Origin of the sequence: Vibrio sp. D417a, assembly GCF_030248595.1 — a bacterium.
Classification (GTDB): domain Bacteria; phylum Pseudomonadota; class Gammaproteobacteria; order Enterobacterales; family Vibrionaceae; genus Vibrio; species Vibrio alginolyticus.
Genome location: NZ_JAHGAM010000008.1, coordinates 127,827 through 148,318 on the forward strand (window position 1 = coordinate 127,827; position 20,492 = coordinate 148,318).

Annotated in this window: 17 protein-coding genes; 11 read left to right on the forward strand and 6 right to left on the reverse strand. The window is 45.0% G+C overall.

All coding sequences use genetic code 11. The features are described from left to right. Nucleotides 1-6: 6 nt before the first annotated feature. A complete protein-coding gene (locus KI742_RS09590) occupies nucleotides 7-1,311 on the reverse strand; it encodes a MipA/OmpV family protein (RefSeq protein ID WP_154204608.1) in 1,305 nt (434 codons plus the stop codon). Between the two features lie 235 nt (nucleotides 1,312-1,546). Between KI742_RS09590 and KI742_RS09595 the strand changes: the two genes are divergently transcribed. From KI742_RS09595 to KI742_RS09605, 3 genes are all read left to right on the forward strand, one after another. Then, nucleotides 1,547-1,891 carry a hypothetical protein gene (locus tag KI742_RS09595; protein WP_017820645.1) on the forward strand — a complete coding sequence of 115 codons (345 nt, stop codon included), beginning with the start codon at nucleotides 1,547-1,549 and terminating at the stop codon, nucleotides 1,889-1,891. A 9-nt stretch (nucleotides 1,892-1,900) separates the two neighbouring features. Then, complete coding sequence (locus KI742_RS09600) at nucleotides 1,901-3,841, forward strand: alkaline phosphatase D family protein (protein WP_285386025.1); 1,941 nt, start codon at nucleotides 1,901-1,903, stop codon at nucleotides 3,839-3,841. A gap of 189 nt (nucleotides 3,842-4,030) precedes the next feature. Further along, the gene (locus KI742_RS09605) at nucleotides 4,031-4,471 is read left to right on the forward strand and encodes a TerB family tellurite resistance protein (RefSeq protein WP_276441759.1); all 441 of its coding nucleotides are present in this window, start codon (nucleotides 4,031-4,033) and stop codon (nucleotides 4,469-4,471) included. A gap of 238 nt (nucleotides 4,472-4,709) precedes the next feature. Here the strand turns inward: KI742_RS09605 and KI742_RS09610 are convergent, their stop codons facing one another. Continuing rightward, nucleotides 4,710-5,240 carry a 3'-5' exonuclease gene (locus KI742_RS09610; protein WP_005377684.1) on the reverse strand — a complete coding sequence of 177 codons (531 nt, stop codon included), beginning with the start codon at nucleotides 5,238-5,240 and terminating at the stop codon, nucleotides 4,710-4,712. A gap of 83 nt (nucleotides 5,241-5,323) precedes the next feature. Further along, nucleotides 5,324-6,865, reverse strand: a complete 1,542-nt coding sequence (locus KI742_RS09615; protein WP_005377686.1) for a sensor domain-containing diguanylate cyclase — start codon at nucleotides 6,863-6,865, stop codon at nucleotides 5,324-5,326. A gap of 291 nt (nucleotides 6,866-7,156) precedes the next feature. Between KI742_RS09615 and KI742_RS09620 the strand changes: the two genes are divergently transcribed. Genes KI742_RS09620 through KI742_RS09630 form a run of 3 tightly spaced genes read left to right on the forward strand, consistent with a single transcriptional unit; the run spans nucleotide 7,157 to nucleotide 12,619 of the window. Further along, on the forward strand, nucleotides 7,157-7,789 hold the full coding sequence (locus KI742_RS09620) for a DUF2760 domain-containing protein (RefSeq protein WP_149191808.1): 633 nt from the start codon (nucleotides 7,157-7,159) through the stop codon (nucleotides 7,787-7,789). Next, nucleotides 7,789-9,753: an Hsp70 family protein gene (locus tag KI742_RS09625; RefSeq protein WP_239932149.1), complete on the forward strand. Its 1,965-nt coding sequence runs from the start codon at nucleotides 7,789-7,791 to the stop codon at nucleotides 9,751-9,753. The genes KI742_RS09620 and KI742_RS09625 overlap by 1 nt, the downstream gene beginning before the upstream one ends. 55 nt (nucleotides 9,754-9,808) lie before the next feature. Further along, nucleotides 9,809-12,619 carry an Hsp70 family protein gene (locus KI742_RS09630; RefSeq protein ID WP_176310951.1) on the forward strand — a complete coding sequence of 937 codons (2,811 nt, stop codon included), beginning with the start codon at nucleotides 9,809-9,811 and terminating at the stop codon, nucleotides 12,617-12,619. A gap of 85 nt (nucleotides 12,620-12,704) precedes the next feature. On the opposite strand, the gene KI742_RS09635 is transcribed toward KI742_RS09630, so the two are convergent. After that, the gene (locus KI742_RS09635) at nucleotides 12,705-12,899 is read right to left on the reverse strand and encodes a hypothetical protein (protein ID WP_005377692.1); all 195 of its coding nucleotides are present in this window, start codon (nucleotides 12,897-12,899) and stop codon (nucleotides 12,705-12,707) included. An 86-nt stretch (nucleotides 12,900-12,985) separates the two neighbouring features. On the opposite strand from KI742_RS09635, the gene KI742_RS09640 reads away from it, so the two are divergent. Continuing rightward, the gene (locus tag KI742_RS09640) at nucleotides 12,986-13,672 is read left to right on the forward strand and encodes a DNA-3-methyladenine glycosylase I (protein WP_005377694.1); all 687 of its coding nucleotides are present in this window, start codon (nucleotides 12,986-12,988) and stop codon (nucleotides 13,670-13,672) included. A gap of 83 nt (nucleotides 13,673-13,755) precedes the next feature. On the opposite strand, the gene KI742_RS09645 is transcribed toward KI742_RS09640, so the two are convergent. Further along, a complete protein-coding gene (locus KI742_RS09645) occupies nucleotides 13,756-14,733 on the reverse strand; it encodes a Gfo/Idh/MocA family protein (RefSeq protein WP_285386030.1) in 978 nt (325 codons plus the stop codon). 11 nt (nucleotides 14,734-14,744) lie between these two features. Then, on the reverse strand, nucleotides 14,745-15,032 hold the full coding sequence (locus KI742_RS09650) for a putative quinol monooxygenase (protein ID WP_025766691.1): 288 nt from the start codon (nucleotides 15,030-15,032) through the stop codon (nucleotides 14,745-14,747). A 103-nt stretch (nucleotides 15,033-15,135) separates the two neighbouring features. Between KI742_RS09650 and KI742_RS09655 the strand changes: the two genes are divergently transcribed. The 4 genes from KI742_RS09655 (at nucleotide 15,136) to KI742_RS09670 (ending at nucleotide 20,491) form a co-directional block, all read left to right on the forward strand. Continuing rightward, complete coding sequence (locus tag KI742_RS09655; protein WP_025998568.1) at nucleotides 15,136-16,014, forward strand: LysR family transcriptional regulator; 879 nt, start codon at nucleotides 15,136-15,138, stop codon at nucleotides 16,012-16,014. 426 nt (nucleotides 16,015-16,440) lie between these two features. Further along, entirely contained in the window at nucleotides 16,441-17,784 is a 1,344-nt protein-coding gene (locus KI742_RS09660) for a sodium/glutamate symporter (protein WP_222712238.1), read from the forward strand. A 204-nt stretch (nucleotides 17,785-17,988) separates the two neighbouring features. Beyond that, nucleotides 17,989-18,480 (forward strand): type II secretion system protein, encoded by a 492-nt coding sequence (locus tag KI742_RS09665; RefSeq protein WP_005377704.1) that lies wholly within the window; start codon nucleotides 17,989-17,991, stop codon nucleotides 18,478-18,480. 271 nt (nucleotides 18,481-18,751) lie between these two features. After that, complete coding sequence (locus KI742_RS09670; RefSeq protein ID WP_285386033.1) at nucleotides 18,752-20,491, forward strand: ABC transporter transmembrane domain-containing protein; 1,740 nt, start codon at nucleotides 18,752-18,754, stop codon at nucleotides 20,489-20,491. Nucleotide 20,492: the final 1 nt, after the last annotated feature.

Consider the following 20,492-nt stretch of genomic DNA (forward strand, 5'->3'; position numbering starts at 1 on the left):
GATGCGCTAAAACTCGAACTGGAAATAAATAGTATTGTAGTTGCTCCCACCTTTAATTCGCCCAAACTGGGAAGCGCTTTCAAAAATCGCCGAGCGGTGATGCAATGAATAGCCCACCCACATATTGTTCCAGCTCTTTTGGTTGAAGAGATCGCCTACATTGACATCAAACGAGAAATCTAGGTAGTTGAGCAACTTGCTTGGTGTATAACCCTTGTCTTCCATTTCTGTGCCTTCAATATAGGTAATGCTATCAATATATGACACACCTTCCGCTACACCAAATCGCCAAGTCGTAGGCCAATTAACCGTATAATAAGCCTTAATCGCCATGACGTATTCTGTGCTCGCAGACTGAACACTGGACGACCAGTGATGAACCAACCCTGGCGTTAAATAAATATCAAGGGGAAAACCAAACAGCTCATCCGTTAATGGATGCCCATAAAACAATGAAGTAAGTTGATTGTCGTATGGGTCTTTTTCTCTCTCAAAGCTAAATATTTCACCGATGTTCGAAGGCGTCGCCCAACCATGCGCAATACGTAGATATGCTTTATTGCTCAGTGTCGGTTTCGGAACTTTGCTTTTATCGTTGAAAAAGCCAAAACCGACAAACACTTCTCCCTGATATCGATCTTCTACAAGCTGACTGTTGTAGGCGTTATCATCTAAGCGAGTAACACTCGTCTCACCCAATAAATACAAATTTGAAGTTACATGGTAACGCGCTTTAATACCAAGATTGGTGTCAAGCCCAGCTCCAATTCTCTCGCCAGTAATATCCTTAAAGGAATAATATTCACTATTGAAATCAGCGTCTTTGTATCGAATCGTAATCGATGGCTCTAATTCCCAATCACCAAATACATAATTGGCAGCAAGGCGGTAATTAGAGTGAAACTGGAGTTCGTCGTCCGTCATCAACTCTACTTCTGCGCGCCAAGTGTCGTTAATGCTATAACGCACTTGCCCACCGAAATCGACTCTGTCCCCTTCATTAGCATTTTGTAGCGACATGGGAATATCGACAAATCTCAATCGCATGAGTGCGCTCGCGCGCCAGTCGGAATCACTCTCGTTATGCAAAAAAGCGCCACCTTCAATGCCATTGATATACACATGTTCGTTTTCAAAGAACATCATTGGTACAAATGTACTCACCGTAGAGTCATTATCGGCGGTATAAAACGGAATCGATGCTGTGCGATACATCGCAGCAATCCCCCACGTTTGTTCTTCTGCACCATGCGCAGAAGAAACTGCCGCAGCTAAAGGTAAAGCGAGTGTTGTTAGAATTAATCTCTTCATGAGTTCGAAAAATGTTGGTTGAGAAGCAGGCAAACATCAATGATTTGCCATTAAAAGCTTATGTTCTGCTGATGATAGCCGTTACAATGGCAAATGTTGTCATCCTCGTGACAGTTTGAGTCCCAAGATCATATTAATATTGCACGACTAGGTGAGCTTGTTTGCGAATATTTTACCATTACAACAAGCGCTTAAACTCTAGCTTAGTTCTAAATCAAACATAATGAAGTAAAAAGTGAAAGCATCAGAACTCATCTCTACCTTGAATCATTTACCCGCAGACACAGACATTGTGATGGGAGAAGCATGGCTGCCAGAGAGGTTGATAGGGACTCAACTCGATGGTGACATGTTGTTTTTGCACTTTGATAATGCACCAGAAGATGGTCAAGGTGACGAAGAAGGGCGTGGCTTCGTCGAACACGAAATCGACCTAATTAGAACTCGGCTTCAGCAAATTTTGGATGAAGACAGTGATAACGCGTCAAAAGCCGATGCGATGCTTGGTTTGTTCCTTATGGGACATGAACTTAGTAGCTCGCAAGTTATCGAAATATTAGAAGAAGAAGCTGACACATAAGGAGCCGTTTTGCCAGCATTGATGAACACGACTGAAATTTCTTCACTTCCTCTTGTCGTTGCAGGTCCGATCCTACGTAAAGTGACCGCAACTGAAATCAATATTTGGCTAGTCACCACCCAACGCTTGGAGGGTATGGTGCAAATTACGGATGAAAATGCCTCCATCCTTTATCAAGCCCCTTTAAGTGAACAAAAAGAACAGCTTCAAATCGGCCTCAATGCGTGGTGTTGCTTACTTAAATTAGAAGGCGAGTTTCCAACCCATCAAGCGTTACGCTATCAAATAAAAACGCAATATGGCTTAGTGACGGAACTGCTCCCTCACCTGACTTATGAGCGAGATAATACGCCAAACTTGGGTATTGAGTTCCTCGTTAGTGAAAAAGCGGATTATCTCTTACATGGCTCTTGCCGTAATCCCCATCACTTCAGTGATGATACATTGGTCGCTGCGGATCATAAAATCGCGTCTCAATCCATTGAAGAAAGACCAGATATGCTCATCATGAGTGGTGATCAAATCTATGCAGACCATGTTGCAGGCCCCACTCTCGATGCCATTGAGCAAGTCATAGCTTTATTGGGTTTGCCAGGCGAAGAATTCGATCAAGCTCCGATAAAAAATACCAATGACCTCTACCAACACCCTGCTTGCTATTATGGTCGAGATAAATTGTTGCCTCATTATGTGAGTGATGACAGTTTACTAAGTAAGTTTTTTCCACACCGAGGGACACCAATATTCAGCGCCAAAGAGTGTGAGAATCACCTAATAAGCTTTGCTGAGTGCTTTGCAATGTACTTATTGGTTTGGTCTCCGACCTTGTGGAAGCTTGTTCGAACGGATCGTTTATTAGAAAACGAATTTACTGTCGGCGGAGAAGCTCTTGAACCCAAATGGCAGCAGCAATGGCGCGAAGAAAAAAAACAAATTGATAAATTCGTCGCAGGTCTGGACAAGGTTCAACGCTTACTCGCTCACATTCCAACCTATATGATTTTTGATGATCACGATGTCACCGACGATTGGAATCTCACCATAGGCTGGGAACAAGCCGCATACAGCAACACGTTTGCAAAACGCATTATCGGTAATAGCTTGATAGCTTACTGGCTTTGCCAAGGTTGGGGAAATGCGCCAGAAAAATTCAATGATGAATTTATGAGCCTCGCTCAACGCTTTATCGATGAGCGAACCTCGCAAACCCAAGATGCATTTATTCAATATTTGTATCGCTTTGAGAATTGGCACTACACCATTCCTACGACACCAAAAGTTGTCGTGCTAGATACACGAACCAGACGCTGGCGTTCTGAGTCTAAAATGAACAAACCTTCTGGCTTAATGGACTGGGAAGCTATGATTGAGTTCCACCAAGAACTCGTGCACCAAGACAAAGTTGTTATTGTTTCTGCCGCGCCAATGTTTGGTGTGAAATTTATCGAAGCACTACAACGTGTGGTGACCATGCTTGGTAAACCATTGATGGTTGATGCTGAAAACTGGATGGCTCACCCCGGAAGTGCGAATACTCTTATTAGTATTTTCACACACACAAAGACACCAACTAACTTTGTTATTCTCTCTGGCGACGTACACTACTCTTTTGCATACGATATTAAGCTCCGCTATCGAAAAAACAGTCCGAATATCTATCAAATCACCTGTAGTGGAATTAAAAATCAGTTCCCTACACAACTGCTCAATATTTGTGATGGCCTAGATAGACTGCTATACAGCCCTCGCTCACCTTTAAACTGGTTCACAAAACGTAAACGACTCAAGATTTACAAACGCGCACCAAGTACGCACAACTTTTATCGCTTGGTTAACCATAGTGCCATTGGTGAGCTACGTCTTGATGATGAAGGCAAACCAAGTCAAATTAGTATTCTGACGAGTGATGGTGACGAAGTTCATTTTCCACCGACACGTGCTGAAAGCTGAGTATCAATCCCAAAATGACTTGCCCTTTGTAAGAGGCAAGTCACCTTGAACTAACTCAGGAGTTTAGGTTTTTTGGGGAGAAAGTGGCCGTTCTTAAATGTCAACGGCGTGCTAAATTTGGTATCGCACCTTGAGATCTTCCGTATTTATTACCATGTTAACCAAATAAACAATAGCTCGGTGTTCATTATGTTTAATTCTCTCACATCATTATTTAAACAACTCATTGATGGCTCTGATTTAAGCCAAACCAACACACTTTCCCCTAACATGGCTATCGCGTGTTTGCTTTGTGAAGTTTCTGGCGCAGACCATAGTGTCGATGATAGAGAACAAGAAACAAAGCGCTCTTTATTGATGAAACTGCTTTCGTTAAATGAAGAAGAATCAAATACTTTGTTAGAGCAAGCGCAACAGAAAATAAAAGATTCCGCTTCGCTGTACGACTTTACCTCTCAACTAAGAGAACTGACTCAAGAAACTCGTTACAACTTAATCAAAAGCATGTGGGAAGTCGCTTACGCAGACGGCGAAATTGACCCGCTAGAAGACGCGGTGATCCGTAAAACAGCAGAGCTACTCTATGTTGATCACAGCGATTTCATTCGAGCAAAGTTACAGTCTCAGTAAAGTAACGAGATGAGTATATAAGTCGCTGGCTAACTCTAAGCTACCCCTAGCATGACAACAGATATCGCTTCTGTAGCCATAAAAAAACGCGCACTCTGCGCGTTTTTCAATAAGCCAACGACATTGTTATTAAAATACTGGTCAAGGTATGTGTTTAGCTCTTTCCACACTAAACAGACTGCATGACAAAACAATGGTTGGATGATGATTTAATTACAAGCTAGCTAGGTTCGAATAACTAAAACATGGTCAAAGCAAGCTTAGCTAAGTTGTATGCATCTACATAGCCAGAGTGTTGACGCCCTTCCCAGTCTATTCCTTTTGCTTCTTGAGCGGCTCGATGGCCTATACGTTTATCTTTAAGACGATTTTGAATACGGTAGAGTGTCGCTAAGTTGATGAACTCTGTGAACGGTGCTTCAATACCTTTTTGCTTACACTCTTCTAGAAGAATGAGGTCATCTCGCCCCCAAGATGCAAAGATTTTGTTGCGACCACCGAAGTTCTTAACCATGGATTTAAGCACTTCTTCTAGTGGGCGTCCTTGTTTTTCAATCTTACGTGGTGTGATGCCCGTTAACTCAGCGCAAAACAGAGACACTTCATCGTGTTCTGGTTTCACGTAGTATTGAGCACGCTTGACTATCTCACCTTTAGACAAATCTATTTCAGCTAACCCCACTTCGATAATTTCACCCGTGCTGCCGACGCCATTTTCGTTCCAGCAACACATTTCTAAATCGAAGCATACAATACGGTTATGGTTCATAGTTTGCCTTGGTTCCTAACATAAAAATTTAAAGCGTGCGATTCTATCGTAACACGGCGTAAAACTCGAATTTGTGCGCCCATTTAATCGCCGATCGACACATTATTACGGCCGTTTTTTTTACTCAAATAGAGTTGACTGTCCATTTTGTGATACAAGCTCTCAGGATCTTCTTCTTTATGGATAACCGCACCGATACTCAACGTACAGATGATTGACGCATCACCATAATCAAAAGCCGTACTTGCCACAACACTCCGTAACTTTTCTAGGTAAGCTTCTAGCACCGCTCTATCAATGACTTTAGAAATAATACAAAACTCGTCACCACCAGCGCGGTAAAACTTATCTCCCGGTTTTAAATTAGCACTGACCAGCTTAGTGACATGTTGCAACGCTTCATCTCCACCTAAATGGCCGTGTTTGTCATTAATCACTTTGAAGTGGTCGATATCAAAACCAACCAAGGCGAAGTTAACACCTTTGTTTATCTGATTGAGCAAATGATCGTTGAATGCTCGGCGATTAAGTAGTTGAGTTAGAGGGTCTCGCTCTGCCATTCTTTTTAATTCAACGGTTTTGAGCTCCAACATGACCGCTAAGCGCTCTTTTTCTCGAGACTGTAAATTCACAATCCAACTGATCAAAAAGGCGATTACCAATCCGGCTAGCGTCGTGCCCGCTAAAATAGAACGCTCCCAAGCAGAGACTGCGTCAGAAAGCTTAAAGTCAATACGCCATTCACGGTTAGGCAGTTGAATGGTTCGGCTTATAACGGTTCCTCGAATGTTATCCCAGCTAGCACTTTGAAAGAGAACAGGGTCATCTGCTGCGTCGAATCCCAAGTCTTCTACGCGCACCGACATATCGAGCTCCGTCGCGGTTTTCGTAATCAAATCCTCAAAGTAAACCGTACTTCGGATAACGCCGGTCACTACTCCTAATAAATATTTGTTCTCGAAGTCGAACACTGGATGGAACACCAGCAACCCAGTCTTAGGTATGGACTTGTCATAACCATCTTGCAGTAAGCGAACTTTATCCGAGACATTCGCTCGCCCATTTTCGGAAATATCATCCAAGATTAAATCGAAGCGTTTGCGCGAAAAATAGAAACCCAATAGAGAAAGGTTTTCCGGTGTTCTTGGGTAGATATCCGACGCGATAAAAATTGGCTCATTGTGTTCAAAAATGTACCCGTAGGTTTTGGGACCATCTTTAGGAACGGTAAACGGTTGGAAGTTTGGAAATTTTTGACGGGTCTTTAAAATATGTTCATCAAGATCTTCGAATTCGACCTTTTGCATCCATTGAAGTCCAATAAGACTTCGTGAGCTATTAATCACTTGTTCCGCATACATGGGAAACGATGGCCAATAGCTTCGCTCAATCGAATGGAAAAAGTTTGCGCCCGCACCAATGAACTTTAGATCATTCTCGACGTTTGCTTTAAGTGATTCTGCTTGTCGGTCGGCTAAAGTATCAAACGTCGTCTGTGTATACCGTTGCTGCATTGTATAAGCAGCACCAACTACACCAGCAGTGACACATAAAGTCGCCAAAAAAGCTAAAATAGAGTCTGAATGTCGTTTTATAAAGCTCTTATGAGCGGTGCTTTGTGTCATATCGTAATTTTTGATACTTCCGTAAGTTAAACTTCGGGATCTATTGAAATACTGCGTTAGCAATGCACAAACATCAAGCAACAACCTATATTGGGGAGTCTGATCGTCGATTTTTCACGCTGTTCGTACGGTATAGTCACGAATTATTACAGCCTTAAGCCTTGAATATGCTACCATCCGTCATCATTTTAATGTCTAAACTTGGTGCAAGATCGCAAAGACGATCGTTTTAGTGAACAAATATGAGCCAATACTGAGCACCAATAAATCAATAGAAAGAGAAAAAACGTCATGAACATTGATTTGAACCTAATTCCTCAAACGTTCGATATGCTTCACGCTGGCCTAACCGCATCGAGCGTTTTGCTTCTTCTAGTTGCAGTGTCGCGCAAATCAAAAGTGGTCGAGAAAGTGGTAGAAAAACCAGTCGAGAAAATCGTCGAGGTTGAGAAACCAGTTGAGAAGATCGTTGAAGTAGAAAAAGTAGTGGAAGTAGAGAAAGTCGTCGAAAAAGTGGTGGAAGTTGAATCAAAACTTGCAACCGCGTCAACGGACTCTGCAATGCAGCTGCTTTCTATCATGCAACAAGAAGCTCGCCTGATTGACTTCCTAAAAGAAGACCTAACGTCATTCTCTGATGAAGAAGTAGGCGCAGCCGCTCGCGTAATCCACACTGGCGGTCAGAAAGTACTGAACGACTACGTGACGCTAGCGCACGTTCGTAACGAAGACGAAGAAACTCGCATTACGGTTGAAGAAGGCTTCAACCCACAAGAAATCCGCCTAACTGGCAACGTAACAGGCAGCGCGCCATTCAACGGCACGCTAGTTCACAAAGGCTGGAAAGCAACATCAATGACGTTGCCTAAACTGGCTGAGAACTACGATGCTTCTATGATCGCTCCAGCTGAGGTTGAGCTGTAATGGAACACATGAACCAAGAAAACCATTCTCAAGAAGCGTCTGTTGAAACTCAACAGACACCTAAATTCAGTGTTGGTATCGACTTAGGTACAACACACTGTGTCATGTCTTTTGTTGATACACACAACGAAGACGCTCGCGTTGAAGTGATGCCAATCCCGCAGTTAACTGCGCCGGGTACGGTAGAGACTCGTAGCCAATTAGGCTCCTTCCTTTACCAACCACACGAACACGAAATGAACCCGCAATCACGCGTTCTTCCGTGGTCGAGCGAGCCAAAAGCTCTAGTTGGTGCAATTGCACGTAACCTAGGTTCGAAAACGCCAATTCGCCTTGTTGCAAGTGCGAAATCTTGGCTTTGCCACGCTGGTGTGAATCGTCGTGATGCCTTCCTACCAGCAGGTAGCCCAGAAGAAGTGGAAAAAGTATCCCCTCTTCGTGCGACAGAGCTTTACCTAGAGCACCTAAAAGACGCTTGGAATCACGCGAACCCAAATCACAACCTTGCCGATCAAGACGTAACCATTACGGTTCCTGCTTCTTTTGATCCTGCTGCTCGCGATCTAACTGCAGAAGCAGCACGCAACGTTGGTTTTGTGCACCTAACGCTTCTAGAAGAGCCACAAGCTGCACTTTACAACTGGATCGATAACAGCAACGACAAATGGCGCGACGAAGTTGAAGTTGGCGACATCGTGCTTGTGGTCGATATCGGTGGTGGTACAACCGACCTTTCTTTGGTTGAAGTAACTGAAGACGACGGCAACCTAACTCTGAACCGCATCGCGGTAGGTGAACACATCCTACTTGGCGGTGACAACATGGACCTTGCACTTGCGTACCGCTTAAAGATGAAGCTAGCGCAAGAAGGCAAAGAGCTACAGCCATGGCAAGTTCAGGCGATGACGCACGCATGTCGTGACGCGAAAGAAGCGCTATTGAACGACAGCGAACTTCAGTCAGTACCAATCGTAGTACCAAGCCGTGGTTCTAAACTGCTTGGCGCAACGCTGAAAACAGAACTGACTCAAGAAGAAGTACAACAAACACTGGTTGACGGCTTCTTCCCTCAAGTTGCGATTACGGACCACCCTGTTCAACGTAACCGTGGTGCACTAACGCAAATGGGTCTGCCTTACGCACAAGATGCAGGCATTACTCGTCACATTGCTGCGTTCTTGTCTAAACAAGCCAATGCTCTTTCTACTTCAGGAAATGGCGCAGAAGCAGCAGCTCAAGATTTCAACCCATTCGCGAACATGCCTGGTATGCCAGGTGCGGATGTAGCGCAATCAGCTGACTTCATCAAGCCAACCGCCATCCTATTCAACGGTGGTGTTCTGAAATCAAAACTTCTAGCAACTCGTCTAGAAGACACGATCAACGAATGGCTAATTGAAGCAGATGCAGAAATGGCAAAACGCCTAACAGGTGTGGATCTAGACCTTGCAGTTGCTAGCGGTGCGGCTTACTACGGTTCTGTGCGTCGTGGTCAGGGCGTTCGTATCCGTGGTGGTATTGCTTCGGCATACTACGTGGGTATCGAAAGTGCGATGCCAGCGATTCCGGGCATGGCGCCGCCAATGGAAGCACTTTGTGTCGCACCATTTGGTATGGAAGAAGGCTCAAGCGTTGACGTACCAAGCCAAGAGTTTGGTTTGATCATCGGTCAGCCGGTTAACTTCCAATTCTTCGGTTCAACCGTTCGTCGTGATGACCTAGCAGGTACTCACCTAGACTACTGGGCACCAGAAGAGCTTGAAGAGCTTCCAGAAATCCAAGTAACGCTGCCTGTATCTGAAGGCCGCCGTGAAGGTGAAGTGGTTCCGGTAACCCTAGCCTCTCGCGTGACAGAACTTGGTACGCTTTACTTAGAAGCCATTGCCGCTGATAACGGTCAAAAATGGCATGTTGAGTTCGATGTGCGCGAAGACGCGAAAAGCAACTCAAACGAAGAAGAATAAATAGAAATCAAACGGCATCCAATCGGGTGCCGTTTTTAAATACACGAAGGTTTGTATGGCATCTCCTCGTTTTCTTGTTGGTATTGACCTTGGCACCACAAACACTGTGGTGGCGTATTGTGAAATCACCGACAACCTTGAACAATCCGAAGTATCCCTATTCGACATCGACCAATTGATTGGTCCGGGTGAAGTGGTTCGTAAACCATTGCTGCCCTCTTTCCGCTATCACCCTGCGGTTGGTCAAATTTCCCCTTCTGACCTAACACTACCTTGGGAAAACGAACCTGTCTCTGGCGACATTAGCAATGTAATCGTGGGTGAATGGGCTCGTGAACTAGGCGCAAAGGTGGAAGGACGTCAGGTATCCAGCGCTAAAAGCTGGCTATCGCACCAAGCAGTGGATCGTAGTTCTGATATTCTTCCTTGGGCTGGCGCGCAAGACGTGGACAAAGTCTCACCCGTTATTGCCAGCGCAAGCTACCTCAACCACATTCGTCAAGCATGGAACTACCGTCACCCTAGCAATAAGCTAGAAGACCAAGATGTGGTTGTGACCGTTCCAGCTTCGTTCGATGAAACCGCTCGTAAGCTCACACTTGAAGCTGCACAGCTGGCTGGTTTGAAAAAAATCGTCCTGCTCGAAGAGCCACAAGCCGTATGTTACGACTGGTACGCACGCCACCAGCAAACCGCAGCTGATGAGCTCAAAGAGTTACCGCTGATTCTGGTGTGTGATGTGGGCGGTGGTACTACCGACTTGAGCTTGATTGAAGCCAGTTTCTCTTCTCAAGATGAACTAGCCCTTGATCGTATTGGTGTTGGCGAGCACTTGATGCTGGGCGGTGACAACCTCGACTTAGCATTAGCACACCTTGCTGAAAGTCGCTTCAGTCAAAACAAAAAACTCACTGCAGCAAGCCTGACTAAGCTGATTCAACAAACTCGTAAAGCCAAAGAAAACCTGCTCTCAACAAGCGCGCCTAACGAAGTAAAGATCACCATGCTAGGCAGTGGTTCTAAGCTGCTTGGTGGAACCAAGAGTATTGCTCTAAGCAAACAAGAAGTTCACCAAATCGCATTGGATGGCTTCTTCCCGCTTTCTGATTTCAGTGAAGTGCCAGACAAACGCCGCAGCGCGGTTGTCGAGTTTGGTCTTCCATACGTTGCTGACCCAGCGGTGAGCAAGCACGTTGCCGAGTTCTTAACTCAGCATCAGCAAGTGTCTCGCGCCGCTCTTGGCATTGAAGACGACAAACAAAACGCGATCCCAGTTGGCTTGTTGCTGAACGGTGGCGTGTTCAACAGTGCTCTGGTGACTGAACGTGTCACTACCCTACTTTCCGATTGGCGCGGCGCTCCGGTTACGGTATTAGATAACCCACATCCAGATTGGTCTGTTGCACTAGGCGCTGTTGCGTTTGGTAAAGCACGTCGTGGTGCACAACTAAAAATTGGTGGTGGTGCAGCGCGTTCTTACTTCTTGCATCTTCAAGAAAAGAACAAGATGGGCAAAGCGCTCTGTTTGCTCGCAAAAGGTACAGAAGAAGGACACGAGATCCGCTTAAGTGGTCGTCGTTTCTCGCTTACTCTAGGTGAACCTGTTCGCTTTAACCTGCTGACTTCTACACACGATACCTTAACCAACAACACGGCGATTCAAAACGGTGTGATGGTTGACGTTGACCCAGATTTGTTTGCTCCGCTACCGCCTTACATCACCACACTTGAAGGTGAAGGCGCAGAGCTACAAGCCAACCAGAAAGAGCGCGTAGAAGTGCAACTGGCGTGTCAGTTAACCGAAGTCGGTACTCTTAAGATGGAGTGTGTCAGTGCCGAAGACGATAGCAAACGTTGGGAGCTGGAGTTCGAAGTTCGTAACAAGCAAACCGACGACAGTGAACAAGTTAAACTTCACCCTAAGTTGAACGAATGTAAGGAGCTGATCGCTCGCCTTTACAGCGGTAACAAGAAAAGCGCGGAAAGCAAAGAGATCAAAACCTTAGCCAAAGACCTTGAGAAGAAGCTCGGCAAACGTGACGAGTGGGATTTCACTACCCTACGTCAACTTTTTGATACCTTTGCACAAGGTCGTAAGCGTCGCCGCCGCTCTGAACAGCACGAGAAAAACTGGCTTCGTTTGGCTGGCTTTGCACTGCGTCCGGGCTTTGGCGATCCAACAGACTCTTGGCGTATTGAGCAAGTTTGGGGACTGTATCAACAAAATATTCAGTTCAAAAACCATCAAGGCTGGACAGACTGGTGGGTATTCTGGCGACGTATCGCGGGCGGTCTAAGCCAAGAACAACAAGAAACCATTTTGGCAGACATCGCGAAATACCTACACCCTGGCGCGATGAAAAACCCACAGTCAGCTAAAGCGGCACAAGACATGGGTTATGAATCCATGGTTCGATTGGCGGCGTCGCTTGAACACCTAGAAGTCGAAGACAAAGTTCTATTGGCAACGTGGTTCTTGAGCAAAGCCATCAACCAAAACCAGTTTGAACAAGCGCACTGGTGGGCAATGGGTCGCTTGGCATCGCGTACACCTTTGTATGGCAGCCAGCACAATGTCATTCCTCGCGAACAAGCGGAACAATGGTTACCTAAGCTGTTAGAGCAGAACTGGCAGAAAGAACCAATGATCGCTTTCGCAGCCGTAATGATTTGTCGTAAAACAGGCGACCGACTATTCGATATCTCTGACGACTACCGTGAGCAGGTACTGGCTAAGTTGAAGCAAAGCAAGGTGCCTGAATCTTGGGTATCACTGGTTGAAGAAGTCAAAGAGCTATCTGAGAGCGAATCGAAGCGTATCTTCGGTGATGCACTCCCAAGCGGCCTGACGCTGGTAAATAACTAAGCTCCCATGCTCATAAACGCAACAAAGCCCTTCTCGTGAAGGGCTTTGTTTTATCTGATTCTAATAGCTGACGAAAAACGACTCGTTAGTTCATTTCCGTATTGATTACCACATCACGCGTTTCATTATCCATATCACTAATGCCGACAACTGAGATTTCACGGTCAGATAAATTCTCAATCATGCTGTCTTCTAACCCACCGTCCGTCATCCACGCATAGAATTTTTCTGCAATACGATCCGAACCTTCCCCGACAAACGTTAATGTGACCTTCTTCATTTGTGACACTCCATCAATTTACGATTCAGCCACTTAAGCGTAGTATGTTTCGCAAATATCGACATAAACTAGGACTAACTTCTTTTATGAGTATCGAAAAATTTGACGCGATTTATCAGCGTGCTGCTGAGCGTAAAGGTGGTGAAGATCAACTTGAAGCGCTTTTGTCTCATCCATTAAGTAAAGAAGAATTGGCAGCGATTCCCGACGACCGTTGGCTGGCCGCTTTTTCGATGAAAGTATTCCAAAGTGGGATTTCGTGGAGTGTGGTTCGCAACAAGTGGCCGAACTTCGAAGAAGTGTTCTTTGGGTTTAAGATTGAGCCGCTATTAATGCTGTCGGATGAGCAATGGGAAACCAAAGCAACAGATAAACGCATTATTCGCCACCTCACTAAAGTCATGTCGATCCCTGCCAACGCACGTATGATCCACGAAGCAAAAATCGAATACGGCTCGTTTGGCAAAATGGTTGCCGATTGGCCGCAAGAGAAAATCACCGACCTATGGGCGTATTTGAAGAAACGCGGTAATCGCCTAGGTGGCAATACCGGTCCTTACACACTTCGTCAAATGGGCGTTGATACCTTCATCTTGTCTAGCGACGTTGAAGCTTACCTGCGTAATTGCAAGATCATTGAAGGTGGCAAAGATACGAAAAAATCGCTCGATGCAACCAACAAAGCGTTTGTTCAATGGCAGCAAGAAAGTGGCAGAAGCCTGTCTGAAATCAGCCAAATCATTGCGTTCAGCACCGGCGATAATCGCATTTAACAGAGACTGAACCCAAAACAAAACGGCGCACCAAATATTGGATTTAGTGCGCCGTTTTTATGTTCATTGGTTCAAGTACAGACTTACTTTGAAGCCAGTGATTCCCACTCCGTCAGTAGCTGCATGATACGGTGAGAATCTTCCCATGTTGCACAAGGGTTCTCTAACGATGTACGCCCTGCTTCAACCGCTTGGCGAATATTGCGCACTTGATAGAAGAAAGCGTCTCCAGCTGCCGATACAGACACCTCGCGCTTCGACGTCTCGTAAATTTCCACACTAAACTGGCTGTCTTGCGTTGGTAGCCATGGATTCGAGTCTAACGTAATACTGCCTTTACTACCCAGAATAGTGAATTGGTGTTTCAATCCATGATCTTCGGCGGTGTGTACGCTCGCCGTTTGTTGCTCACCGAATTGCATCATCAAACTCGATTCACAGATATTCCCATCGTTACCTCGTCGACCAATCGCCGTCATAGAGCGGTTTCCAACGGCTTGTTCACCCAACATGGTTTTCACCACCAAATGCACCAATGACATTGGGTAGCAACCTAAGTTATACAAAGCACCTTTACTGTCTGGATTAACAAACTGCGCAATCGACGCAATATAAGACGTGTGGATGGAGCGAAGTTCACCAATCTCTCCCGATTTAAGCACAGAAACCAACTCGCTAATCAACGGGTGATGTAAGTACATCAAACCCTCAGTAAAGAATACCTTGTGCGTTTCGACTGCTTTTAGTGCCAACTCGGTTTTTTCCATATCTACCGACAGTGACTTTTCACACAGGATCGCTTTTCCCTGCTCTGCCGCTTTAACGATAAATTCATGATGAAGGTGATTTGGCAATGCTATGTAAATAATGTCGACTTGCTCATCGGCAATCAACGCATCGTAATCGTTGAACGTATTCTCGATGCCATATTGCTCAGCGAATGTCTTTAAGTTCTGCTCCGAACGCCCAGCAACCGCGTACAGTTCACTCTTGTCATCGCCTTGGATTGCCTCAGCCATGACACCTGAGATAAAGCTTGTGCCTAAAATACCCCATTTCATGTTCGCCTCTCCTATTGAGCTTGGGTTTCGAATGCTTGAACTAACTCTGCCATTTCAGCCGCAATAAACGCTTGTGTATGCGGCATAGCAAAATGCGCTTCAATCGCGGCGCGGTTTTCATATCGCTCCCAAAGAATCACACGTTGTGGAGCTTTAGAATCGTAGGTCGCATTCGCTTGCAAGCACCCCGCTTCGCTTTGCATATCAAGGCAAAATTGTTCAATGGCTTCAACCACTTGTTGTCTTGGCTTATCGGCATTCATTTTCAGTTCGGCGGTAACAAAAATCGTCTCGCTCATGATGGCTCTCTTTCTCCATTCTTAATCATACGCCCACTGTAATTAACCTCATTTGATTGATAAACTCTGCTTTAGTTATTTCTTTATCAACTCTGGGTGTGCAATGGATAAATTAACAAGCATGAAAGTTTTCGCTTACGTGGTCGAACACGGCAGCTTTCGTAATGCAGCACACCACTTTGATATTTCACCGACCATGGTTGGCAAGCACGTGAGCTTTCTTGAGCAAAGCTTAGGTACACAGCTAATTCATCGCACCACGCGCAAACAGTCCCTGACCGAAGCTGGCAGACTCTACTATCAAGAGTGCCACCGCATTATTGAAGACATCACCAACGCAGAGAACCTGATCCAGACGCTGATCAACCGTCCAACCGGAACTGTAAAAGTTAACTGCCCTGTCACGTATGGCAAAAAGGTCATTGCTCCTATCGTGGCTGACTTCTTAGCTGAATTTCCCGATTTGAACGTTGAGCTAATGTTGGACAACAATTTGATTGACCCATATCGAAGCGAAGCTGACGTGATTATTCGAATCGGTGAGTTGGTCGATTCGTCGTTAGTCGCGAGAAAACTGGGTGAATACCACATGACTTACTGCGCCTCACCCTCTTACCTTGAGCAACATGCCCCTATCCAATCACTTGATGACTTAGCACAGCATCATTGTTTGGGGTTTCAGTATCACCAAGGAGAAAGCCAACAAGTGGTGAACATGCCATCTAATACCTTTGGAAACAGCAACACCCGATTAACGTCTAATAATGGCGATGTACTTAAGTTTGCCGCGTTAAAAGGCTCTGGTGTTCTTCTGCAACCAAAGATCTTAGTTGAGCAGGAAATCCAATCTGGCGCCTTGGTAGAAATTCTCCATTCACACATTCCCAAGCCAAAACCGATCCACCTGCTTTACCGTTCAAAACAGCTTTCCCTTAAAAATCGCACCTTAGTCGATTTTGTTCTTTCGCATGTGAATCCGTAACGCCACACCATAAAGCGGCGACAATTTAACCATTTAATTAACTTTTATTGTCGATATGACAAATATTATTGCTTGTTAATTGTCTTTATTTTTCATGTTGTTAGTCAGAGACACCCATTAACTAGGCATAATTTATTGATTCACACCAATTGCATTGCTCTGACAAAGTGACTAGGATTGCCGCCTTTCCTGAGTGAACTATCAAAAAAATATCGAGAAATTTAATCTAATTTCTCTTCCTGTTCGTGTGCAATCACAACATTTACACTCATTTCAAATTGCATAAGCACATTCCTTTGCTTATGAAAACGACATTGATTTCTCAACGCTTCTAGTCACATATGTGGCTTTTTGGCTTGAGGGAGATTTTTATTCAAGGTAGGTCACAAGGACGCTACCCCTTGACTGCATTTACTGGAGGATAAGATGCCTAAAGGTCTAATGCTGACTGACTTAGCCATCGCTGGCTTACTATTGATTTTGGCAAAAGTCATTCGCGTTCACGCGCCATTACTACAGCGTATGTACATTCCATCGGCGGTTCTCGCAGGATTATTCGGTCTAATTTTTGGACCAGCCCTGTTAGACGTACTGCCTTGGACCGATACGTTTACCGCTAACGCAAGCCTATTAACTGCTGCACTTTTTTCTGCGTTAGGTCTGGCAACGGATGTTCCATCACCTAAAACCGTCGCACAGCGTGCTGGCTCATTGTGGGCGTTTAACCAAATCGCTTCTGTTTCTCAGTGGTTGTTTGCAGCAATGTTTGGTCTAGTTCTCACAACCTTCTTCTGGCCAGAGATTAATCCTGGCTTTGGTGTGACAATGTCTGCGGGCTTTATGGGCGGACATGGCTCAGCATCTGTTGTTGGTGAAATCTTCACGGGGCTTGGCTGGGAAGATGGCTTCACACTTGGCTTAACGTTCGCAACCGTGGGTATTTTCATCTCGATTTCTGTCGGCATGCTCATGCTGCAATTCGCATTGAAGATGGGTTGGATTCGTAGCTTTACGACCTTCGACAGCATGGACGAACACGAACGCAAAGGCCTTGTTAAGCCTGATGATCAAGAACCGGTAATGAAAGACACCATGTCTTCCCTGTCGGTTGATTCTTTCGCGATTCACGCTGCGTTAGTGGTTGTCGTAACCGCTTTCTCTTATGTCGCCGCCAACTACTTGTCTTCTTTCCACGATAAGGTGCAGATCCCGACGTTTGTAACTGGCTTCCTTGGCGGCATGCTTGTGCGAATCATCGCGAAACAAACGAAAGCTTCACGCTATCTTTGTGACGGTGCATTCAAACACGCTGCGGGCATCAGTACCGATTATTTGATTATCTTTGGTATCTCAGCCATCAAGATTACCGTCTTAGCCCAGTATTTAATGCCGATGGTAGTGCTTGCAATCGGCGGTATCGCCTTCACACTATGGCTAATCTTCTGGGTTGCCCCACGTATCATGGGAGAAGATTGGTTCGAGAAAGGCATTTTCTCTTGGGGTTGGTTAACCGGTACGGTTGCCATGGGTATTGCGTTGCTTCGTATTGTTGATCCAAAAATGCGTAGCAAGGTGCTTGATGATTACGCCATCGCTTATGTCCCTGGCTCAATCACTGACATCTTCATCATCTCTTTGATGCCAATCGCGATGTATAACGGCATGCACTGGCAAGCGCTTGGTGTAGGATTAGGTTACATCGCAATTGTCTTATTTATTTGGCGATTCATTTTTAAACGTAACCGCAGTGCTCTGACACACGAATCTTAGTCGCTTTACTCGGGAGGATTTTATCCTCTCGAGTTCATTCCTTGGTTTTTATCAAAATCACTCCTCATCTCGAAAATAAGCAACTTGTTTTATATTTGAGATTTGCAATCCCGATCTCTTACTATCATTCTTTTTTAATACTTGACCTGAAAGTTTCTATATCAGAATAGCCGCCTATTCGTTTCTAAAACATGGAGAAAGGCTGTGCGTCGCTCTCAAGGATTTACTCTTATTGAACTCATTGTGTGCATCATCATTCTTGGTATTGTAAGCGTCGTTGCATTTCCTAAATTTCTTGGCTTACAAAAAGATGCCAGAGTTGCGGTTCTATATGGAGCCAGAGAAGCACTCATGACCGCCAACAACTTTGTCTACACCAAAGCAGTGATTCAATCTCAAGAGACAGTAGATGGCGGCATACAATATAACATTGATCTAGATAATGACGGCCATAACGACCTAATTGGTTACTTTGGATTTATCAAAAATGTTATTCCAGCAAAAGAGCTAGCAGGCTTTGATCCGCAACTCACTATCAACACTTGGTATGGGGTAGACAGCCCAGACGAGCCCTACTTCCTTATTGGTTTTGCAAACAAGCCTGTTGGTCCAGAACATATGTGCTATGTCGAAGTTTACTACCCAGAAACTCCAGGTGGCCAAGTGAAATACAAAATACAAACTGACGATTGCTAATTCCCATATAGAGTGGCAGTAACACTTTTACTTTTGGTGTCTTCATCGTTATTGCAAGGTAATGGCTCCAAAACAACCATTAACAACTATTTCACATAATGTCGTCGCACAGTTAGCTCATAGAGATAAAACCAGTAATTTGCGCCGACACATGGCTATAATTGAAACAATCTATCGTTTTTAAACCCGCCTATAACTTGTGCTTGTAAACTCATCATTTCGCTCAATAATAGTTCTATAACAAATTCAATAATTTAAAGCGGGAGGCGTAATGAGAATATTCTGGCAGCTACGTTGGTATTTCCAACAAAAGTGGAGGCACTATGTCGGATCCATTCTGCTTTTCGCTGTGATATCAGCACTACAGCTTGTTCCGCCCAAAGCAGTTGGCATCATAGTTGACGGCGTCGTAGACAACACTTTAGATACAAATACGCTGATTCTATGGCTGTCAGGGTTAACTGTACTGATCTTTACCATTTATGGGTGTCGCATCTTATGGCGAATTTGGCTTTTCGGCGCAAGCTGGGAGCTCGGGACCATTCTACGTAACCGTCTATATAGGCATTTATCGACACAGCCACCTCGTTTTTTTGAACGTTACAAGACGGGGGATCTGATGGCTCGTGGCACTAATGATGTGCGTAATATCGTTATGACAGCCGGCGAAGGGGTTTTAACCGCCGCAGACTCTTTGATCACTGGTATTGCGGTTTTAATCATTATGGTAACGCAAGTAAGCTGGAAGCTCACCGTAATGGCGCTTCTTCCAATGCCATTTCTTGCCATCATCATCTTCTTTATTGTGCGCATCCTACATCAACGCTTTCGTGTCGCTCAGGAAGCCTTTTCTACCATGTCAGACATGACACAAGAGTCACTTAATGGCGTGCGAATGCTGCGTGCTTTCGGATTAGAAAACCAAGAGCAGCAACGTTTTGAAGAGGTTGTGGATGAGACTGGCGAAAAGAACATCGCTGTTGCAAGAGTCGATGCTAGATTTGACCCGGCAATTCAGTTAACCATCGGTCTTTCTTTCCTTCTTAGTGTCGCTGCTGGTGCTTACCTTGTTGATAAAGGTGAGATCACGCTTGGTGATCTGACCGCATTTACGATGTATTTAGGGTTGATGATATGGCCGATGCTGGCATTCGCATTCCTATTTAACATTTTAGAAAGAGGCTCAGCTGCATGGAACCGACTACAAGAGATCTTTGATGAAAAGCCAGAAATTATCAGTGGTAATAAGCCAATAGAAAATAAACCACTTCCGTTAAAAATTGATATCGACGATTTCCACTGGTCTAGTGATTTACCGCCCGCTTTGACGGAAGTAAACATCGAACTTGAACCCGGAAAAATGTTGGGAGTTGCAGGGCCGGTAGGAAGCGGAAAATCGACCCTGTTAACACTACTTTTGCGTCAACATGATTTAGAAAACGGCTCAATTAAATTCGGGGATGTCGAGATCAAGGATGCCCTACTACCGCAGTGGCGCAACCGTTTTGCTGTCGTTAACCAAAGTCCGTTTCTATTCTCCAAATCTATCTTCGAAAATATTGCCTTAGGCAACCCTAATGCAGAGAAAGAAGAAGTCTATAGAGCAGCAAAGTTAGCCTGTATACATGACGATATTGAAAAGTTTCCTGAAGGCTATCAAACAGAAGTTGGTGAAAAAGGCATTACACTCTCCGGCGGGCAAAAACAACGTATTGCGATAGCACGCGCTATGCTGCTGAATGCTCAAGTGTTGGTTTTGGACGATGCACTTTCCGCTGTTGATGGACGGACCGAACATCAAATCCTTAAGAATTTGGAAACATACTACCGTAATCAGGCCCTAATCGTTATTGCGCACCGCCTCACCGCTTTGGAAGCAGCAGACGAGATCATTGTATTGAATCACGGACACATTACTGAACGTGGGCAACATAGCGCGTTATTAGCGCATAAAGGCTGGTACGCCGAGATGTTCGAGTATCAGAAACTAGAGCAGGCGATGGAGGAATAAT